At 51.7% G+C, this 16,742-nt stretch carries 12 protein-coding genes and 1 pseudogene; 3 read left to right on the top strand and 10 right to left on the bottom strand.

Going from position 1 to position 16,742, the window contains the following annotated elements:
- Positions 1 to 759 precede the first annotated feature (759 nt).
- Positions 760 to 3,180, bottom strand: a complete 2,421-nt coding sequence (locus ACZM8Y_RS15240) for an acetate--CoA ligase family protein (protein ID WP_489501861.1) — start codon at positions 3,178 to 3,180, stop codon at positions 760 to 762.
- Positions 3,181 to 4,291: 1,111 nt separating this feature from the next.
- Here ACZM8Y_RS15240 and ACZM8Y_RS15235 point away from each other — a divergent pair.
- Genes ACZM8Y_RS15235 through ACZM8Y_RS15225 form a run of 3 tightly spaced genes read left to right on the top strand, consistent with a single transcriptional unit; the run spans position 4,292 to position 6,126 of the window.
- Positions 4,292 to 5,473 (top strand): tyrosine-type recombinase/integrase, encoded by a 1,182-nt coding sequence (locus ACZM8Y_RS15235; protein ID WP_482334626.1) that lies wholly within the window; start codon positions 4,292 to 4,294, stop codon positions 5,471 to 5,473.
- Positions 5,474 to 5,479: 6 nt separating this feature from the next.
- Positions 5,480 to 5,833, top strand: coding sequence for a type II toxin-antitoxin system RelE/ParE family toxin (locus tag ACZM8Y_RS15230; protein WP_337639779.1), 354 nt, complete (start codon positions 5,480 to 5,482; stop codon positions 5,831 to 5,833).
- A complete protein-coding gene (locus ACZM8Y_RS15225) occupies positions 5,830 to 6,126 on the top strand; it encodes an XRE family transcriptional regulator (protein WP_352433582.1) in 297 nt (98 codons plus the stop codon). Before ACZM8Y_RS15230 ends, ACZM8Y_RS15225 begins: the two co-directional genes overlap by 4 nt.
- An 84-nt stretch (positions 6,127 to 6,210) precedes the next feature.
- Here the strand turns inward: ACZM8Y_RS15225 and ACZM8Y_RS15220 are convergent, their stop codons facing one another.
- From ACZM8Y_RS15220 to ACZM8Y_RS15180, 9 genes and pseudogenes are all read right to left on the bottom strand, one after another.
- Positions 6,211 to 9,015 (bottom strand): site-specific DNA-methyltransferase, encoded by a 2,805-nt coding sequence (locus ACZM8Y_RS15220; RefSeq protein ID WP_489501860.1) that lies wholly within the window; start codon positions 9,013 to 9,015, stop codon positions 6,211 to 6,213.
- Positions 9,008 to 12,112 carry a BPTD_3080 family restriction endonuclease gene (locus ACZM8Y_RS15215; RefSeq protein ID WP_482333686.1) on the bottom strand — a complete coding sequence of 1,035 codons (3,105 nt, stop codon included), beginning with the start codon at positions 12,110 to 12,112 and terminating at the stop codon, positions 9,008 to 9,010. The genes ACZM8Y_RS15220 and ACZM8Y_RS15215 overlap by 8 nt, the downstream gene beginning before the upstream one ends.
- A gap of 228 nt (positions 12,113 to 12,340) precedes the next feature.
- Entirely contained in the window at positions 12,341 to 12,586 is a 246-nt protein-coding gene (locus ACZM8Y_RS15210; protein ID WP_482333695.1) for a hypothetical protein, read from the bottom strand.
- A gap of 3 nt (positions 12,587 to 12,589) precedes the next feature.
- Complete coding sequence (locus ACZM8Y_RS15205; RefSeq protein WP_489501862.1) at positions 12,590 to 13,174, bottom strand: hypothetical protein; 585 nt, start codon at positions 13,172 to 13,174, stop codon at positions 12,590 to 12,592.
- A gap of 367 nt (positions 13,175 to 13,541) precedes the next feature.
- Positions 13,542 to 13,799 (bottom strand): annotated as a pseudogene (locus tag ACZM8Y_RS15200) (relaxase/mobilization nuclease domain-containing protein); the annotation flags it as partial.
- A gap of 56 nt (positions 13,800 to 13,855) precedes the next feature.
- Positions 13,856 to 14,164 carry a plasmid mobilization protein gene (locus ACZM8Y_RS15195; RefSeq protein WP_456061178.1) on the bottom strand — a complete coding sequence of 103 codons (309 nt, stop codon included), beginning with the start codon at positions 14,162 to 14,164 and terminating at the stop codon, positions 13,856 to 13,858.
- Between the two features lie 252 nt (positions 14,165 to 14,416).
- The gene (locus ACZM8Y_RS15190) at positions 14,417 to 15,901 is read right to left on the bottom strand and encodes a YfjI family protein (RefSeq protein WP_482333684.1); all 1,485 of its coding nucleotides are present in this window, start codon (positions 15,899 to 15,901) and stop codon (positions 14,417 to 14,419) included.
- Positions 15,894 to 16,118 carry a helix-turn-helix transcriptional regulator gene (locus ACZM8Y_RS15185; protein WP_482333682.1) on the bottom strand — a complete coding sequence of 75 codons (225 nt, stop codon included), beginning with the start codon at positions 16,116 to 16,118 and terminating at the stop codon, positions 15,894 to 15,896. The genes ACZM8Y_RS15190 and ACZM8Y_RS15185 overlap by 8 nt, the downstream gene beginning before the upstream one ends.
- A gap of 53 nt (positions 16,119 to 16,171) precedes the next feature.
- The coding region (locus ACZM8Y_RS15180; protein WP_489501859.1) for a hypothetical protein at positions 16,172 to 16,742 on the bottom strand (571 nt) is incomplete at its 5' end.

The raw sequence follows: 16,742 nt of genomic DNA, 5'->3' as shown, positions 1-16,742 counted from the left end.
CTTTCTAGAGAAAGTTTCTCCTCCCCCTCCCCAAACCCCACCCCTTCCTCTTCAAAGATTTTTGACTTTATCGAATCCTTTTTGACAGGTTTTCCAGTGCACCGGGGGAGTAGTGTCGCGGACGCAGGAGGCGTACAAGGCGGTCGGGGGCCTGTGTACAGGGGAGTAGTGAGCACAGTACGTTCCTTGCCTGTTTCGGAACGTTTTTTTCCTGCGCACCGGGGAAAAGTGCCCATTTTATCCCCCACCCGATCTGGCTCTGGTAGTTTTTCTGTGCACAGGGGAGCAGAGTTTGGGTTGTGTCGTGTGTTACATATAATTGTTTGAAATTATTTAAAACAACTTTTGCAACTTGAAAAAATGGTTGAATAGTTTCAATAGATTATATCTGGTTGGCGACACGCCCTAGGTTCCGAGGCGGATCTGCCCGCGCATGGGGTTTCCCTGTACGCAGTGGCAATGTGTGAGGGGATGGACGTGCCGTTAGCCACATATATTTCCCTGTGTACATGGGGAGCGATGTCCCTGAATCTTTTTTTGGGGTTCTGCCTATTTATCGGTTTTCCTGTAGCAATGCGGCCTGAAAAGGTTCTGCAATCACAACGGTTGGGTTTTCTTGTACGCAGGGGGAACAGTGGCTCCACGGCTAAGGCATTTTTCCGTTATCCCTTTGGAGCTTCAAGGAAAAAAGCATCAACCATTTTTTATAACACAGCCTCTGCAAAAGGTTTCCCCCTCCCTTCCCGTCGGTTCTTTTATCTACCTCAACAAACAATACGAAGCATGCTTGAGGCCCTCGGCGGCCAAACGGGACTCCAGATAAAGGGAAAGTGCGGCGACGGCCCTGTCGCATACGGGGAAGACGGGGATGCCCCGCTCACGGAGGGCCTTGCGGAGCGGTTCAAACTTCTCGCCGCCGTCCATAACTGCGACCATGGGCTTGGAAGTACGGGAACGGACATCGGAAAGCAGCGTCAAAATGCCGTCCGGGGCATCCATGCGGAAGGCGTCGATGTCCGTTTCGGCAAGCGAATGCGTGACCGGTGAAAGGGGATCAAGGCCGATGACGACGGCGTCGATGTTTTCGTCGTTGAGCAGCAGTTCGGCCATGTAGGCATGGACTTCGTCGTCCGCGCCGGGGTTGATGTCGAGGGGGTTCTTGATCGGAACCAGCTTTTCCAGCCCTTTTGAGGCGATGAGCCGTTTCATGGCCAGCCGGGTGGTTTCGGAATACGTACCGAGGGACATGCTGTACTCGTCGGATTGGAGCGAATCCGCCATGCCCACGGCCTCGAACCCCGCGCCGCTGACCGCGCCGAGCCGCTTGCCCCGGATGGTCGCGTTGGTGAAGGTTTCCGCCAGAAGAATCAGATCTTGGAATTCCGTGAAGCTGCGGGCCATGATCGCGCCCGCCTGCCGGATGCAGCTTTCACAGACCATGTAGTCCCCGGCGAGGGATGCCGTGTGTCCGCTGGTCGCCGTCTTGCCTTCGGGCGTCCGCCCGGCCTTGTAGAAAATCACTTGCTTGTCGCGCCGTATGGCCTCGCGCACGGCTTCCGCAAACTGGAGCCCGTCGAGATCCTTAAAGCCTTCCGCGTAGACGGCGATGACGTCCACCTCTTGGGAGTCCATGAAGTGGCGCATCATGTCCCCAAGTGTGAGATCCGTCTGGTTGCCCATTGAGATGAGATAGGACGGGCTCATTTCCGGCGTCTGGCTGAACCGGTTTAGAAGGAAGGCCCCGCTCTGGCTGACGATGGCGGTGCGGCGGCGGGGGTATTGCCTGTAATCCGGCATCTTGGCGGCAGGGATGAACCATGTGTCGAATTTGCCCGGACGGGAAATCACGCCCATGCAGTTCGCCCCAAGGAAGGCCGGGCCGCCGTCCCCTCCGGTTGCGAGGCTTTTATGGGCTTCGGTGATGCGGGCGATCATGCGCTCGGTCATTTCCCGGCTTTCTTCCGTTTCGCCAAGGCCGCCGGGGATGAGCATGACGCTGTGCGCGGCGTTGGTTTCAATGATTTCATCCACCAGAGGCGGAACCTGTTCCGCTCCGATGGCGACGATGAACAGATCCAGCGGTTCAGGAAGCGCACGGAGGTTCGGCACGCAGCGCACCCCGCTGGCGTCGTTTTCCCCGTCACGGATGATGACGAGCTTGTCGCGGTCAAAGCCGGAGCCGATGATGTTTTCAAGGATGATCCGCCCAAAATTCCGGCGTTTGGCGGAAACGCCGATGATGCCGATGGATCTGGGGTGCAGCAGGTTGTCGATTTTGGGGATGGGGCGGGGGGTGGCCCGTTCGCCGGGAGTCGAAAAGCGGCACATGCCGTCCAGCGGAACCATGAGGTAATCCGTGAACGTGAAGGGGTTGATTTCCAGCTCTTCGATAACGAACGGCGCATCGGGGTTGCAGGGGGAGAAGTAGTTCCCCATGCGGATGAACGACTCGAAGCATTCGATAAGCTGATCGTCAGTCACGATGCGGCGTTGCCCGCGGGTCAGCCCGGCGAGTTTCCGGTAGGAGACGGTCTTGCGGAAAAGCTCGAAGAAGGCATCGCCGTCGGTCAGTTCCGTCAGTGCGGCGACGATGGCCTGCCCCTTGCGGAAACGCTCGGCGTAAAGCTCGGTGTCCGTACCGCCGAGGCCCGCGCTGATGACCATGCCGAACTCGCGGGTGCGGCGCAGGCCGACGATCAGCTCGTTGCCGAACGATGCGGAGTCCGGCGGCATGAACTGCACTTGCAGGACGCCCTTGAGGTCGGCGGCGATGGCGTTCTGGAGCGCGGTTCCGGCCAGCCCCTTATAGCTTTCTGGCGCGGAGGCGGGGCGGCGCTCGATCCATTCGGCATAGCGTTCCGGCACCTCGGAGAGCATGCGGCGTACGGCGGAACGCACTTTGTCGGGCGTTTTGGGGACGATGCGCACGCCGCCCACTTCGGTCTTGTGGACGATGGTGGGGGAGACGATTTTCAGCACGGCCTTTTCGCCGGGCAGGGACATGATCTCCTCTTCCATCGGTTTGGCGTTCCGTGGGATGAAGGAGCATTTGGGGGGCGTTTCCGAACCGGAAAGGCTCAGTAGGTTATACACTTCAAATTCATAGAGGAAATGCCGCCCCTCGGCGTGGGCGTTGCGGAACAGCTCGGTAATGGGCTGATATTCGACAGTCAGATTCATGCGAGTCTCCAGCGGGTTGTGCGGTCGGAAAGGGAATCGTCGCTCCGGGGCATTTTATCCCTTTTTGCTTGGGGAGGGAATCTCGTTGTAGGCGGGAGATATTCACGTCTTCAATGAAAGTTGAATTTCAACTAGATGAAATTCAAAACTAATTTTTTAGAGAACCATCAAAAAGGCGAATGTCTCGTAGGCGGAGGCATTGCAATGGGGAAGGAGCCTTTTCTTATGGCCTGTGCAGTATCTGATTCATGCTGTTTTCGTATTGATTTCATTTCGCTTTGAAAGGGGATTGCGGGCGTGCCAGCGACGACAAACGTTTTTCTCAGTATCTACCTTGAATTACATGAAAGGAAAGGCCGCACCATAGTAAACTTGATGCTTTATTTTTGGGCCCTGTCATGGTACATGGTTGTTTTTGTTTTAGTAATATGCTGAAAATATATGCTTTTTTTCAAAATTTTCTGCTGGTGGGCTCTGTGATTGGGGGATTTTATTGGTTATTTCTTTGGAATTTCAAGGAAATAAAGCATCAACCGTTTTCTATGACACAGCCTATTTTTTAATTGGCTCTGTTATAGTTTGTGGTTGTTTCATCTCCACAGTGCGGTGAAAATACGGCCTTTTTATCCGGTTTTCCCCTTGGCGGGAGCCACGGCTAAGGCCTTTTTCCGGTTATCCCTTTGGAACTTCAAGGAAAAAAGCATCAACCATTTTCTATAACACAGCCTTTTAATTCCAAAGGAATGACCAGTGAAAAGCCCCAATCATGGAGCCCCTCAGCGCAACACTTGAGAAAAACTGTATTTTCAGCGTATGTTAGATATAAAACAACCGTATTGTTTATCCCTTTTTTATCCAAAAGAGAAAGCCCTTACAGACTGTCATCTGTAAGGGCTTGAAAAAATTGGTGGGACGTGCGGGGATCGAACCTGCGACTCTCTGCTTAAAAGGCAGATACTCTGAGTTTAATAGAACCCGATTGAACCATACTGAATTTTATATATACAATTAATTAATTAAGTTTTGTTTGTTGACACCTCGTCTTGTTTTACCTAACCTGATGTCGAAGGTTGGAAATAGGGTTGGAAATAGAAAACGAGGTTGGAAAATTATGTCCGATATGAGACGAGAAAAAACCCAGTATCCCGGCGTGTTCTATCGTATGGCAGAGCGTATCGGGGGGCCGGGGATGGAAAAAGTTTTCTATATCCTATTCAAGCGTGACGGGAAAACCGTCGAAACCAAAGCAGGTAGGCAGTATAAGGACAACATGACAGCAGCCAGTGCCGCGAGACTTCGTGCCGCCATGCTTGAAGGCAAAGAGTCTACCAGAAAAGAAAAACGACAAGCCCGCGAAGCCGCCAAAGTCGCAGAAGCAATGCGCCCGACATTATCAAGACTCCTTGAAGCGTACAAAGAAAGCAAGCCAGATCGAAACTGGGCTACGGATATCAGCCTTTTTAATAAGTACCTTGCCGTATTTTCAGAGAAAACACCATGCGAGCTGCTAACCACAGACATGGACGCTATACGTACAAGCATGTTCAAGGCCGGAAAGTCCGCTCAAACCGTCAAGCACGCCTTGGCGTTGGTTAAGCGTATCATCCGGTTTGGCGTCAAGCGCGGCATGACTCCCATGCCTGATCCCTCGCGCCTCTGTATCGAGTTGCCCAAGGTCGATAATGTGAAAACGGAAGTGCTGACCCCCGCCCAATTGGCGGCTCTTCTGCGTGCATTGAATGAGGAAGACGATCCCCTTCTGACCGGGCTTGTGCGGTTGGCGATGTGTACGGGGATGCGGCGCGGTTCTTTGCTTGGTCTGCAATGGAAAGACATTGATTTTGAACGGGGTTTCATCACTCTGGAAGGGGCGCACGCCAAAAAGAAACAGACAAGCGTCATTCCGATGAACGCGCAAGCGCGCCATATTCTGGAGAATGTGCCTCACACTTCAAGTCCTTTCGTTTTTCCGGGTAAAAACGATGATCGTCCCCGTGTAGACATCAACCGCTTTATGCGTCGTCTCAAGGTCAAGGCAGGGCTTCCGGAGGACTTCCGCCCACTGCACTCTCTGCGGCATACCTTCGCTTCTTATCTTGCCAGCTCCGGGCAGGTAAGCATGTACGAATTGCAAAAATTGCTCACCCATGAATCGCCGCAAATGACGCAACGCTACGCCCATCTCCATGATGAGGCTCTTCAGCGGGCCTCTGGCGCGATAGAGGTCATGTTTGACAAGGCCAGACGAGCGGACGCTGAGACGGCGAGCCTTGACAATATAACTCAAAGGTAATATTTTATGGCATGGCAAGTTATTTTATGCGACGAATTCGAGCCGGAGTTTGATGCTCTGCCATCACCGCTTCAAGACGAACTCCTTGCTCATCTGAAGGTGCTTGAGGCAAAGGGACCGATGCTCGGCAGGCCGCTGGTGGACACGCTCAAGGGGGGCTCCCTGACCAATTTGAAAGAACTCCGTTTTTCGTGGAATAACCAGCCGTTTCGATATTTTTTTGCCTTTGATCCCAAACGCTCTGCCATTGTGCTTGTAGGTGGCAGCAAGGCGGGCGACAAGCGATTTTATGAGAAAATGATTCCCGTAGCTGAACAACGTTTTGCACGTCACCTCAAACGGGAAGGAGAAAAGCAATGAGCCGTACCCTGAATGACATTATGGCGGGCTTGCCGGAAGAGCGACGCCAACACATAGAAGCCCGTGCCGCAACGCTTTTGGAGCAGGAAATCCTGCGCCAGTTACGCAAGGCTCTGGGACTTTCTCAGAAGGATTTAGCTGGACTTATGCACATTACACAGCCCGCTGTCTCCAAGCTCGAACGTCAAACGGATATGCAACTCAGTACGCTTGCTGGTATTGTTGAGGCGATGGGCGGAACACTAGAAATAACCGCACGGTTTCCAGATAGAGGACCCGTGCGGCTAGCGTAGTGTTATCTTAAAATGTTCTCACCGCACCTTACTCTTTTTTGATTCTTTATAATCGTTCAGTATATATTCAATTACGTCCATTTGTTATACCCTAAATACCTTCATGACTTCATCACCTAAGTGGTTGATGACCTTCACGGCGATGCGTCCACTTTCCGGTTTATCGAAAGCGCGTGAAGTATCACCGTAGAGGGTTTCCCAAGTATCCTTATCGATTTCGGCTTTAAGCGTATTTTTGAGGGCTTTGTACGGATCGTTTGCGCCGAGGAAGTAGGCTTGGCGGACAAAGAAGCTTTCCTCGTTGTAGTCGGTATCAACAAACCAGCAAGCGATGCCGTCGGCGTTGTCCGAGCGGATTTCTCCGGTATTGGGGTAGAACACATCCACGCCATTGACCTTGACGCGTATCTTGCCGGTTTCTTTCCCCTTGGCGTCGGTTTCAGGCAGGATGGAAATATCCGGCTCGCCGAAGACGACAAACAGGTTTCCCTTGCCGGTATTCTTGAGGTCTTCGCCCATGTGTAGGTCGGCATTCATCCGGGCCTTAAGTACGGGGATACGACCCAACTTGTGGAATTCCGAGGCGTGAGCTTCGTAGTTGAAGGCACACGCAATAAGAATACCAAAGGCGGCATCCCCGGCTTCACGGGCGGCTTGCACCAAGTCCTGACGGCTGACGGTGCCAAATTCCGGGCCGATGAAGATCCCGGCGCGACGTTCGGTTTCGCCTTCCATGTAACGGCCTTCGGCGCAGATCATTTCTCCGGGCCACGGATTCAGGCTGGTGAAGTTAATCTTGTCTTTCTTACTAGCCTGCTGGACTCCCGACGTTTTGAGGTTATCCAGAATCATGGTCACAAAGTCGCGGCTGTCCTCACCGGCACGGGATGCTGCCGGATCAAGCAGTTCTCCGTCCGCGCCGATGCCCAGCACGCGATGCGGAGAGAGGCTTTCCACGGTGAACGGGCCTGCTACACGGACCTTTTTCTTGTCCTCATAGGGTTTGTCGTAGAGGTATTCATAGTCCGCCTTGGCTGCGATGGAGGCGTCGATTTCCTGCTGGCGGGCGATACGTGCTTTCCACCAGTTGGAGTGCAGCTTCAGTGCCTCTTTGTTCCATGCCGTATCAGGTTCACGGGGGATTTCCCACTCTTCCCATTTTTTGCCAAGAAGTTCGTTAAGCCTTGTGCGCAGCGGTTCCAGCGTCTGTTGCCATTTGTCGTAAATAACGTCGATTTCGGCGTTATTGGCGATGGATTTCAGCGTGATATGCGGTACGCGCTCGTAGACGAAGCCCAGATTGATATTATTGAAGGTGGGGGCTGTGGAAGCCGGGCGATTGTTCAGTTCCGCTTCTTTGGCCTGCCCGTCCCTGCTGTCGGCCATGAGATAATAGGGATAGCGTGCGCCCATGATGCGTGCACGAGCCAACGCCAGCGCCACGCGGGAGGTATCGATGGTGATCCAGCGGCGTCCCCATTGTTCGGCAACGTAAGCGGTTGTGCCGGAACCACAGGTAGGATCAAGCACAAGGTCACCGGGATCAGTAGCCATGAGAAGGCAACGCTCTATGACTTTGGGTAGTGTTTGTACAACATATACCTTCTGCAAGGTCTGATTATCCCCAGAGGCGGAATCTACCCAAATATTACTGACTGGATAAGCTGGAAAATCATTAATAAATCGTACATAACATAATGTTTTACCTTCTCCTCTTCCTGATAGCCTTCCAGCTTTTTTTAATTTTTCTAATCCATCCTTATGAGTTTTCCAATGCATATTACTCCCACAAGGATAAATCACTCCTTCAAAAAAATATGGATCTGATCCTTCCTGAGAGCTTCCTTGAGAACGTAGATTATCAAGTCTAAAAAAACGTAAGTTGTTTTTTATTTCTTTGACATTATATTTTTCATTTTTTGTTAAAGATTTTCTAGTTCCATCATCTAATTCAACCATTGTATATTCTTTTGAACCATCTCCTCCGAATAATTTTCTAAAAAATGGTTGTCTAAATTTTATATTATTTTTATCTTTAGCGTACCAAAGTAAATAATCTGAAATATTTGGAAGTGTATTACTCAAAAAACTAGTTGTTTTTGAAAAAGAAATTAAAGAACAAGAATTGTTTTCCCCAAACACTTCATCCAACACAGCCCGTACCTTGTGTACGTTCTCATCACCAATCTGCACAAAAATACTGCCGGAATCAGTCAGCAAGTCACGTGCAATGATGAAACGGTCACGCAGATAGCTTAAATACGAATGGATACCGTCCCGCCATGTATCCCGGAAGGCTTTCACTTGCTCCGGTTCACGGGTCATGTTGTCGAGCTTACCGTCCTTCACGTCCCGGTTAGTGGTCGACCACTGAAAATTACTGTTGAATTTGATGCCATACGGCGGATCAAGATAGATGCACTGCACCTTCCCGCGCAGGCCTTCTCGTTCGGACAGGCTCGCCATGACCTGCAACGAATCCCCCAGAATCATGCGGTTCGTCCAGTTCTGGTCGTGCTGATAAAAATCAGTCTTGTCCGCGCCTTCAGGGATGCCATTGAAATCGGAAAACAGGCTGAACTGCGTTTGAAGAGGCTGCTGTCCGGTCTTGCTCTCTTTCAGCAGGTCTTCAATCAACGCCTTCGGATGTACCTTTTCCTGAATGTACAGCGGCGGAGCCTGTACGGTCAGCGTATCGTCGCCGTCATACTTGCTTCGCCAGATGAGCTGAGGATCGAGGTCGGGATTCCGTTTTTCATAGCTGACGCGTACAGGTGCCTGTTCTTCCTGCTTCATTACAGACTGATACTCCGCTGTCGGGATATTGGTACGCCGGGCTTCATGGGTAATGGTTTCAATCAGTTTCGGACATGTCGCTTTCTTAGCCATTGAAGAGACTCCCGACGGTTTGGATCTTGGAATCGAAGGCTTGAGCCACTTTCTCTGCAAATTCGGATTCTATACGATATACTTCTTTTAGTTCAACAAAGGCCCAGCGGCCAAACGTCCCCAGACGATTGACGCCGGGGACCCAATAGGTTTCCATCGTGGACTTCTTTTCCTTGGCGTTTTCATTGCGATACCCTTTTATCTCCACGACAAGATGCAGTAAATCGTCTTCACCATGCCCGTCATCCACCAGAACAATGAAGTCCGGAACATAGTCGTGTGACTCTCCACCAAGGGTATATGGCACGGTAAAGCCCATGTTATTATTTTTTACGTAGGCTTTGACGCGTGGATGCGTTTCCACAACACGGCATAATTCTGCTTCCCAATCACTATTATCCAGTATTGCCCAATTGATATGGCACTTGCGCGGATCTGTCTTCCAACGCGATTTTTTGGATGTCGTGAAATTGACGTGTCGGGTAGAGCCTTGTGGGTTATAGGGATCAAGCATGACCTTGATCGGGCGCTTGTCTGAACATGAACGGGTGATGGCGCTGGCTATGCGCTCGCAGGCCATATCAGCGAGCGTTTTATACAGCAATTGAGCCGGAAAGGTACCGCCTGCACAGGAAAAACAGGAATGGAACCATTCCCCGGCAATGCGCTTGAGCTGTCCGAACAGATGCAGCTTGGGCGCTTCACCGGCATCACGGAATTTGTTCATCAGCAGATGCTGCGTCAGGTGCATGAGTATCGTATTTTCTCTAACCTGCTCCAGGTGCTTAAGGCTCAGGTCTACCTCTTCGCCGATAATGCCCGCGTTCTGCGTAACGGAAGCTCCAACCATCTCCGGCGTCAGCGTAAAACATGACTCATCGTTGAATTCGGCGGAAAGCTGTTCTTCCGGCAACTCGATACGATACCCAGTGACCCGGGGAAAGACGATTTCCAGCGCATCCCGATCCGGGCGGACAGCCTTGACTTGTACCGTTTCATGGGGAGGCGCAGGTTTGCTGATAACGGGCTTTGCCGTAAAATCAAAAGGAATGCCCAATACGTCCGAATATTCGACATTGAACAGTCCTTCCTCATTCAGATCGTAGGACTGCCGGCGAAGCGCACGGCCAATGATCTGTTCGCACAGCAACTGCGTACCGAAAGCGCGGACACCAAGGACATGCGTTACGGTATTGGCGTCCCAGCCTTCGGTGAGCATGGAAACGGACACGACGCAGCGGATGCTCTCCCCAAGCTGTCCCTGTTTGCCGACCGTATTCATGACTTCGCGCAAGACGGTCGCTTCCGACAATGCGCCGCCACGCAGCAGTTCCGCCGCAAGCGGCCCGCCACGCTGCATGATCTCACGCTTGAAACGGGCAAGTTCGTCCTTGGCGGCTTCAGCGAATCCCGAATCAAGGGCATCGCCGGATTCCAGCTGTTGTGAATCAATTAGCAACGTATGCGGACGCGCCAGCGGTTCGCCGTTGTCGTCAAAATTGCGGAACAGCGGCAAACGTCCGTTTTCCAGCATCCGCGTACCGTCCGCATTCTCTCTGTAAAAACCGGAGATGTAGTCGTAAACAAGCTTCGATGTGGACGTGTTGTTGCAGACGACGATAAAACAGGGCGGTACGGAAATGTCTTCTTTTTTCCATAGGTCAAAGACCATTTCATAATGCCCGTAAAGGGCATCAAGTGCCGTGAGCAGTCGCGTAGGAAGCGAGAGTGGATCCAGTGAGCTGTTTTTCCCTTTTTTGGGCATGTCCTTCCGGATATGTTCCCAAAGGTTCCGGAACATGGGCAGCTCGTTGCCGGGGATGTTGTCCGCCACAGGCACCCGCGGCAGTTTTACAATACCGCATTCAATCGCATCCATCAGCGAGAAGTCGCTCATTGTCCACGGAAACAGCGTACCTTCAACATAACCGGAACCGCTCAAAAAGAACGGCGTCGCCGATAAATCGAAGATGCGCAGGATATTCAGCTTACGCTGGAGAATTTCCAGACCCGAAATCCACAGCCGGGCAGCTTCGCGGTTTTCCTTGGCCGCATTCCGGGCTTCGGTCTTCTCCGTTCCTGTCAAAGTTCCGAGCTCGGTTTCCAACACTTCATCCGCATTGGGCTTTTCCCTGTAGCAATGGTGAGCCTCATCATTGATGACCATCACGCGCTTCAGATTCATCAGCTCCGGCATAACCCGCTGGAGCATTTCTCCTTCCGTTTCCAGCGTGGAGAGAGCCTCTCCGCGCCAACCCTCGAGAGCGGAACGTGTCCCTTTGGATAAATCCAACTTTTCGCGTATCTTAAACGCGTGATAGTTTGTAATGACAATGCGCGCCTGCTGGAGGTCTTGCAGCATGTCCGGGGGAACGAGTTCTCGGCTGGCATAGTATGCATCGGGATCATTGGGTTTCAGAACCCGCAGTCGATCTTTGATGGTGATGCCCGGGGCGACGACCAGAAAGCCCTTGGTAAAACTTTGCTTGAGCGGGCTGCGGACAGCGTTCAATGTCTGCCATGCGATAAGCATCGCCATAATAGTTGTCTTGCCCGCACCAGTGGCCAGCTTGAGCGCCAGCCGTGAAAGCCCGGGATTGGCATCCTCGTTGGCATCTTCGAGATGTTCGAGATACTTTTTATACTTGGGCTGACCTGGTGCTACTTCCGTCAGCCAGATAGCTGTTTCAACGGCTTCGACCTGACAGAAGAAAGGGCGGATACCGCTGAACTTGTGATTACGCCAATGGTTCAGCAAGCGAGCGGTTTCAGGAGTGACCTTCCATTGTGATTGAGGCAAGACACGCCAATCCGCGACGTGATGACGGATTTCGTTGATCAATGCCTTATGGTACTCCTGCGTCTTCGTGGTAATGGACTGTGCCGTTACGTCAACAAGCAGATTCCCTTGTTTGGCTTTATTTTTTTGCTTCTTGGGTGTGGGAATAGGCGTAATGAAATCCGCTATTCTCCGGGAATGTATTATTTTTTGTGTCGGCTGCCCGTCGGCGGCAAGCTCCCAGTGCCGAGATGGACATTCGTAGGGCGAATTGAGTATCGGATGCTCAAAAAAGGCGTTCACGGCTGAAGTCGGCATACTGTGTCCTTCTCTGGAAATGGATTTCTGCTTTACTGTATAACCTTGTTTTTAACGAAAATAAAGAGAGTAAAAAAAGATTAATCTCCTTTGAATCATTCATTTTTTTCTTGCAATCAGAAAGCCCCCTTGCACAATAGGATACCTCTCCTACCACACAAGAGGGCTTTACTTTGGCAGGAGGAGGTTCCGTATATTACCTCCCCCAACCTTGGCTTGCTTCGCGCATCAGCCTTTCAAGCGTGCGTTCAGCTGCTGCAACAGCCGCTCCAGTTTCTCGCAAACGCTGCTCAAGTGCGTGACTTGCCTGTTCAAGTCTTCTTGCTGCGCTTGCAGGGTCTGGAGCGTTGTCTCTTGCGCGCACGATCTCGCATCCAGTTCTGTAATGGCTCCGACCTGCGCCTCCTGCTCCCAGCGTATGCCGTTCTCCATCCGCTCCAAACGTTCCTGCAACAGTTTCACTACTTCGTTCATGATTTACTCCAGTTTGAGGGCCGGGGAATCTCCCCAAGTCCAGTTGTTCTTGATAGTGCTGCCCTTCGGCAGGACGATGAACCGTCCGTTCTTGTCTTCCAGCAGACGAATTCCCCACGTTTTGCTTTGCAACATGTTGACTGTGTTCGTTAATTCGGTTCGTTGTTCCTTCAGTTCGCCGATTTCGTTCCAGAGGCTCTCCAGACGGTGGTTGATGAAGAACATCAGCCCCCACGAGGTCGCAATCATCCCCACGAACAGACACATTCCCAGCAGGCCGTGTCCCAAGAGTGTTCGGGAGAAGACGCTTGCCCATTGTCTGTGCCGCTTGTCCAAATGGGTGATTTCCGCGTTCAGGGAAGCTGCAAAGGTCGTACTCTGGCTGCGGATAGCGTCTTCCGTTGTACACAGCACGTCGTTCACGCACGCGCTCAAGTTCTGTTGAAAGAGTTGCAATTCGAGCTTCGCGGCTTCTTCCCACTGCTTCCTGTCCTGCTCCAGTCTGGAGCTGATTTTGCTGTCCAGCTCGCCAAGCTTCACAGTAAATACCTCCTTTAAGTCGGACACGCTGGCCGTCTTCGTCTTCAATGGTTAGATACTGTTTTCCCTTTCGCGGGACTTTGAGGCCCAATCCTTCGATTTCTTCTATGAGATTGGCACGATTGATTACGGTTCCTTCTTCAATGCGCTGCAGAAGGAAAGCTGTAAGCTGTTCGCGGGATTTGGTACGTTCATCCGGCGTGACAGCCTGCCCCCAACGCTTGAGGCGTGCCACATGGATATCCGCATGTTCTGGGGTGCGAACCCGGAAACGAGCCGGATCATCCGGTCGTGTCCAGCCTTCCCGCCAGTTGTACATATCACGCAGAGGGTCAAAGTCTTTTTGCCATCCGGGAGGAAAGGGGTTGAGGGCCTTGCCCGTGGAAAGTTCCATCCGTGGAATGACAAAGTGCAGCTCGTGATGCCCTGCATGACTGTGACGTACCCAAAGAATGGCGTACTGGTCTGGAGCAAGGCCGGCGAAGGCGGTCTGCTCGAAGTCGTCCATGAGCCGCTGTTCCTGTTCTGGCGTCACATGGTCTTCTGGCCCCCATGACAACACCCCCGCACAGAATTTCCACTGCCGGTCTTGTGAGGCAATGAGTGCCTTTGTCAGCTCTGGCTCACCACGCAGGACAACGGGAGGATTTTCAGTCCGACCGGGGTAATCCATGCGAGTGAGGTAGTTGACGGCGGCTTGCCCGGTTCCCTTGCCGTGTGGAAAAATTTTTATGTACATTGGCCACCTTCCCCAGCTACCAAGACCCTGCGGAGGCTTTCAAGAGCCACAAGGAGGCGTACAGCCTCTATATCGCTCTTGTAAGTGTTGGCCCAGCGGGCAAGCTGATTCAGATTATTCCCGGCTCGCGCGAGCAAACGGAGATGCTCCCGTTCCGCTTGTGTTTGCCGTGTACGACTCCTCGCAACAGTTCGCCGGATAAAATCAGAAAGAGTCAACCCGGCGAGTTGCGCCTTGTGTTCAATCTCAGTCTTTTCCGACTCTGAGACGCGCACCTTGATCATGGCGGTTCGCTTCATGCTTTTGCCTTTTGTCTTTCAGGGTTCGAAGGGGTTTCCCCTCGCCAGCCCCGGCAGGGGACACGCGGCAGCGTGGCCACAACGGGTAGGCTGGCTTTCAGAAAAGACAGAAAGCCTATTGAACGCCAGCGAGAGGACAGTTCTTTGGCGTTATCCTGTTTTGTTACCATAGGAACACTATTCGCAAAAAGCTCAAAAATCGTTTTTGCGAAGGTTTCCCGAAGCGTTTTTGTGGATATTGCGAATAGTGCGCTATGGAGTGCATTTGAGTCCCCTCCATTGTGGATTGACCATATATACGCGTGTTGGTCGTCCCCTCTTGCCTGTTTCCGGCTCTAGCGGGGCGATGTAGGCCCAATCCTCCAGCACATGAAGCCCTGCATTGACTTTATCCATTCGAGGCCAACGACCTTTGACTTTTTCCAATGCGGAACGAGCCGTGAAAGATGTAAGTCCATCATGCTCTACCCAGCGCAGAATGGCCTTGGCGCACTCCATTCCTTCGTCCGCACCCATCAGGCTATACGCGGCTCGTGCGTGTTCCATAAGTCCATCCGCCAGCTGCAATACGGCGGACATGGTAAGGGTATTTATAGGGCATGTTTCTGGGGATGCGTGCTGTGCCACATGGCATAATCCCGCCAAGCGCAATACTTGCCCCGGTAATTTCCCGCCCCAATCCCGTATGGCTGAAAGCCGTCCTCCTTCTGCAAGATTCCGTTCCACATGGGCAGCAAAATCCAGCCATAAGGATTTACTTTCGTGTTCCAAGCGTAAGGGCTGACCGGAACCGAGAGGATTCCACGGCAGAGCCAGCAGGTGGCGTAAAGTTTGCCTCCAGCGCAAGCGCAGAGATTCCGGGACGGGAAAGGTCTCGACATGGCGCAATCCCACGCGACTTTGTGGGATGAAGAACAACAGACGCCCCATAAGTCCCCGTCCCCGAAAAGACGGTGTCTGAGCCATACGGGATAAGACATCCGGCTGTGCCGTGAGAATAAGAGTCAGGGTTGGATTATCGAGCATGATAGGATCGGCATGTCTGCGATCAATACGGATCGCTTCCCCGTTCCATGCTTTTAGAACCACATCCAGATTGGGAACTCCGCTGCTATACCGTCCCGAGAGGATGTCAAAAAAACCGCCTTCGGCTTCGAGTAAGGCAATACGTTGCTGTTGGGCAGCCATGACCATAGCCAACGCTTCCGGGGTGGCATCATCCACCAGCAATCTGGGGGCAACGGGTGTTTTGGCCTCTTCTTCGCTTAAGGCGACAAGCTGCTCTACCAACTCATGGCGATCTTCCAGCGTCTTACAGCGTCGGGCAGATGAAAGCAGAGCGCGGTGCAGTTCTTCACGTACCTGTCGTTGGGCAATGGCTACCCGATGAGCAGAGAGCAAGGCTGTCTGCTGTTCCAGTTCCCATTCTACCAACGGAAAGCGACAGGCGTCCTTGACCGCACTCTTACGTTCTCCGGGAGGCAGGACAGCAAGAGCATACAGGTTCAGAGGTTCGGAATAGCCGTCATGGGCGACTACTCGGAATTTTCGCTGTACGCTTGCTGCCACAGCACCGAAGGCGTTGATCAGTGGAAGTTCGAAGGGCACCTGCACCGATTCGGTCACGGCAGCGGCATATTCGCCGATGATCCCTGGCAAAACGTTCGGGGGGATAGCCGGAGGCAGATGTGATTCAAAAGGTACGGGCGGGCCGGGGAATACGGGGATGTCAGACATGACGTCCTCGCATTTTGGCACTCTCGCTGGTTTCTACAGCATGTGCCTTTGCATAAGCATCAATATCTGCCAGCTCATAGACCACCCGTCGCCCGATTTTCAGGTAGCGAGGGCCTTTGCCCAGCGAACGCCATATTTCCAGAGTTCCGGGCCGTAAACCAAGGTACTTGGCAGCTTCCGGGGTATTGAGTTTAGGTGAGGTAAAAGCTTGTACCATAGGGGCCTCCTATACTTTTTTCAGGTATAAGAGACCATACTGGGGTTAATATGTCACCAATAATTGGAATTATTGGTGAACTTTTGAAAGTCGCATTGCAAGAATTTACTGTACTTGTGCAGAACGAGAATAAAATTTTCAGGATCAAGGATAGATTGATCTTTGCGCCCGCTGGAGCGTGTATACAGGGATGCACGAACGAGGTAGTTATCTGCAGAGCGCAAAAAACCTCTAAAACCATCCTCTTTTCCTAAAAGTCTTAACTTAGGAGAATCAAAATGTTGATCAATAAGTGGCCGATTTTTATCTGGTTCATCTGTCTTTAGATGATAAAAATCAACCCAAGATGCCCAAAGGTGCGATACTTTTTTGTAATGCGGCCACACATTATTAAAAAAAGAATCCTTTTTAAAAGTTTCTGGCATCAAATCAAATTCTAATACAGTATATTCATAAGTTTCTTCCGATATCAAATCAAATGTTTTTTGAGGTGATAATCTTTTCTCTATAGATAATTTTAAAATTAGTCCTGAAAAATATCCTTTACATAGTATATTTTTAAATTCATGCACAGTTGATTTTTCATTATTTTGATTTAGTATATAATATGCGTCATTTATATTG

The organism is Bilophila sp. (assembly GCF_057864385.1).
The sequence above is the reverse complement of the archived record's forward strand: the minus strand, read 5'-3'. Positions and strand labels throughout refer to the sequence as shown.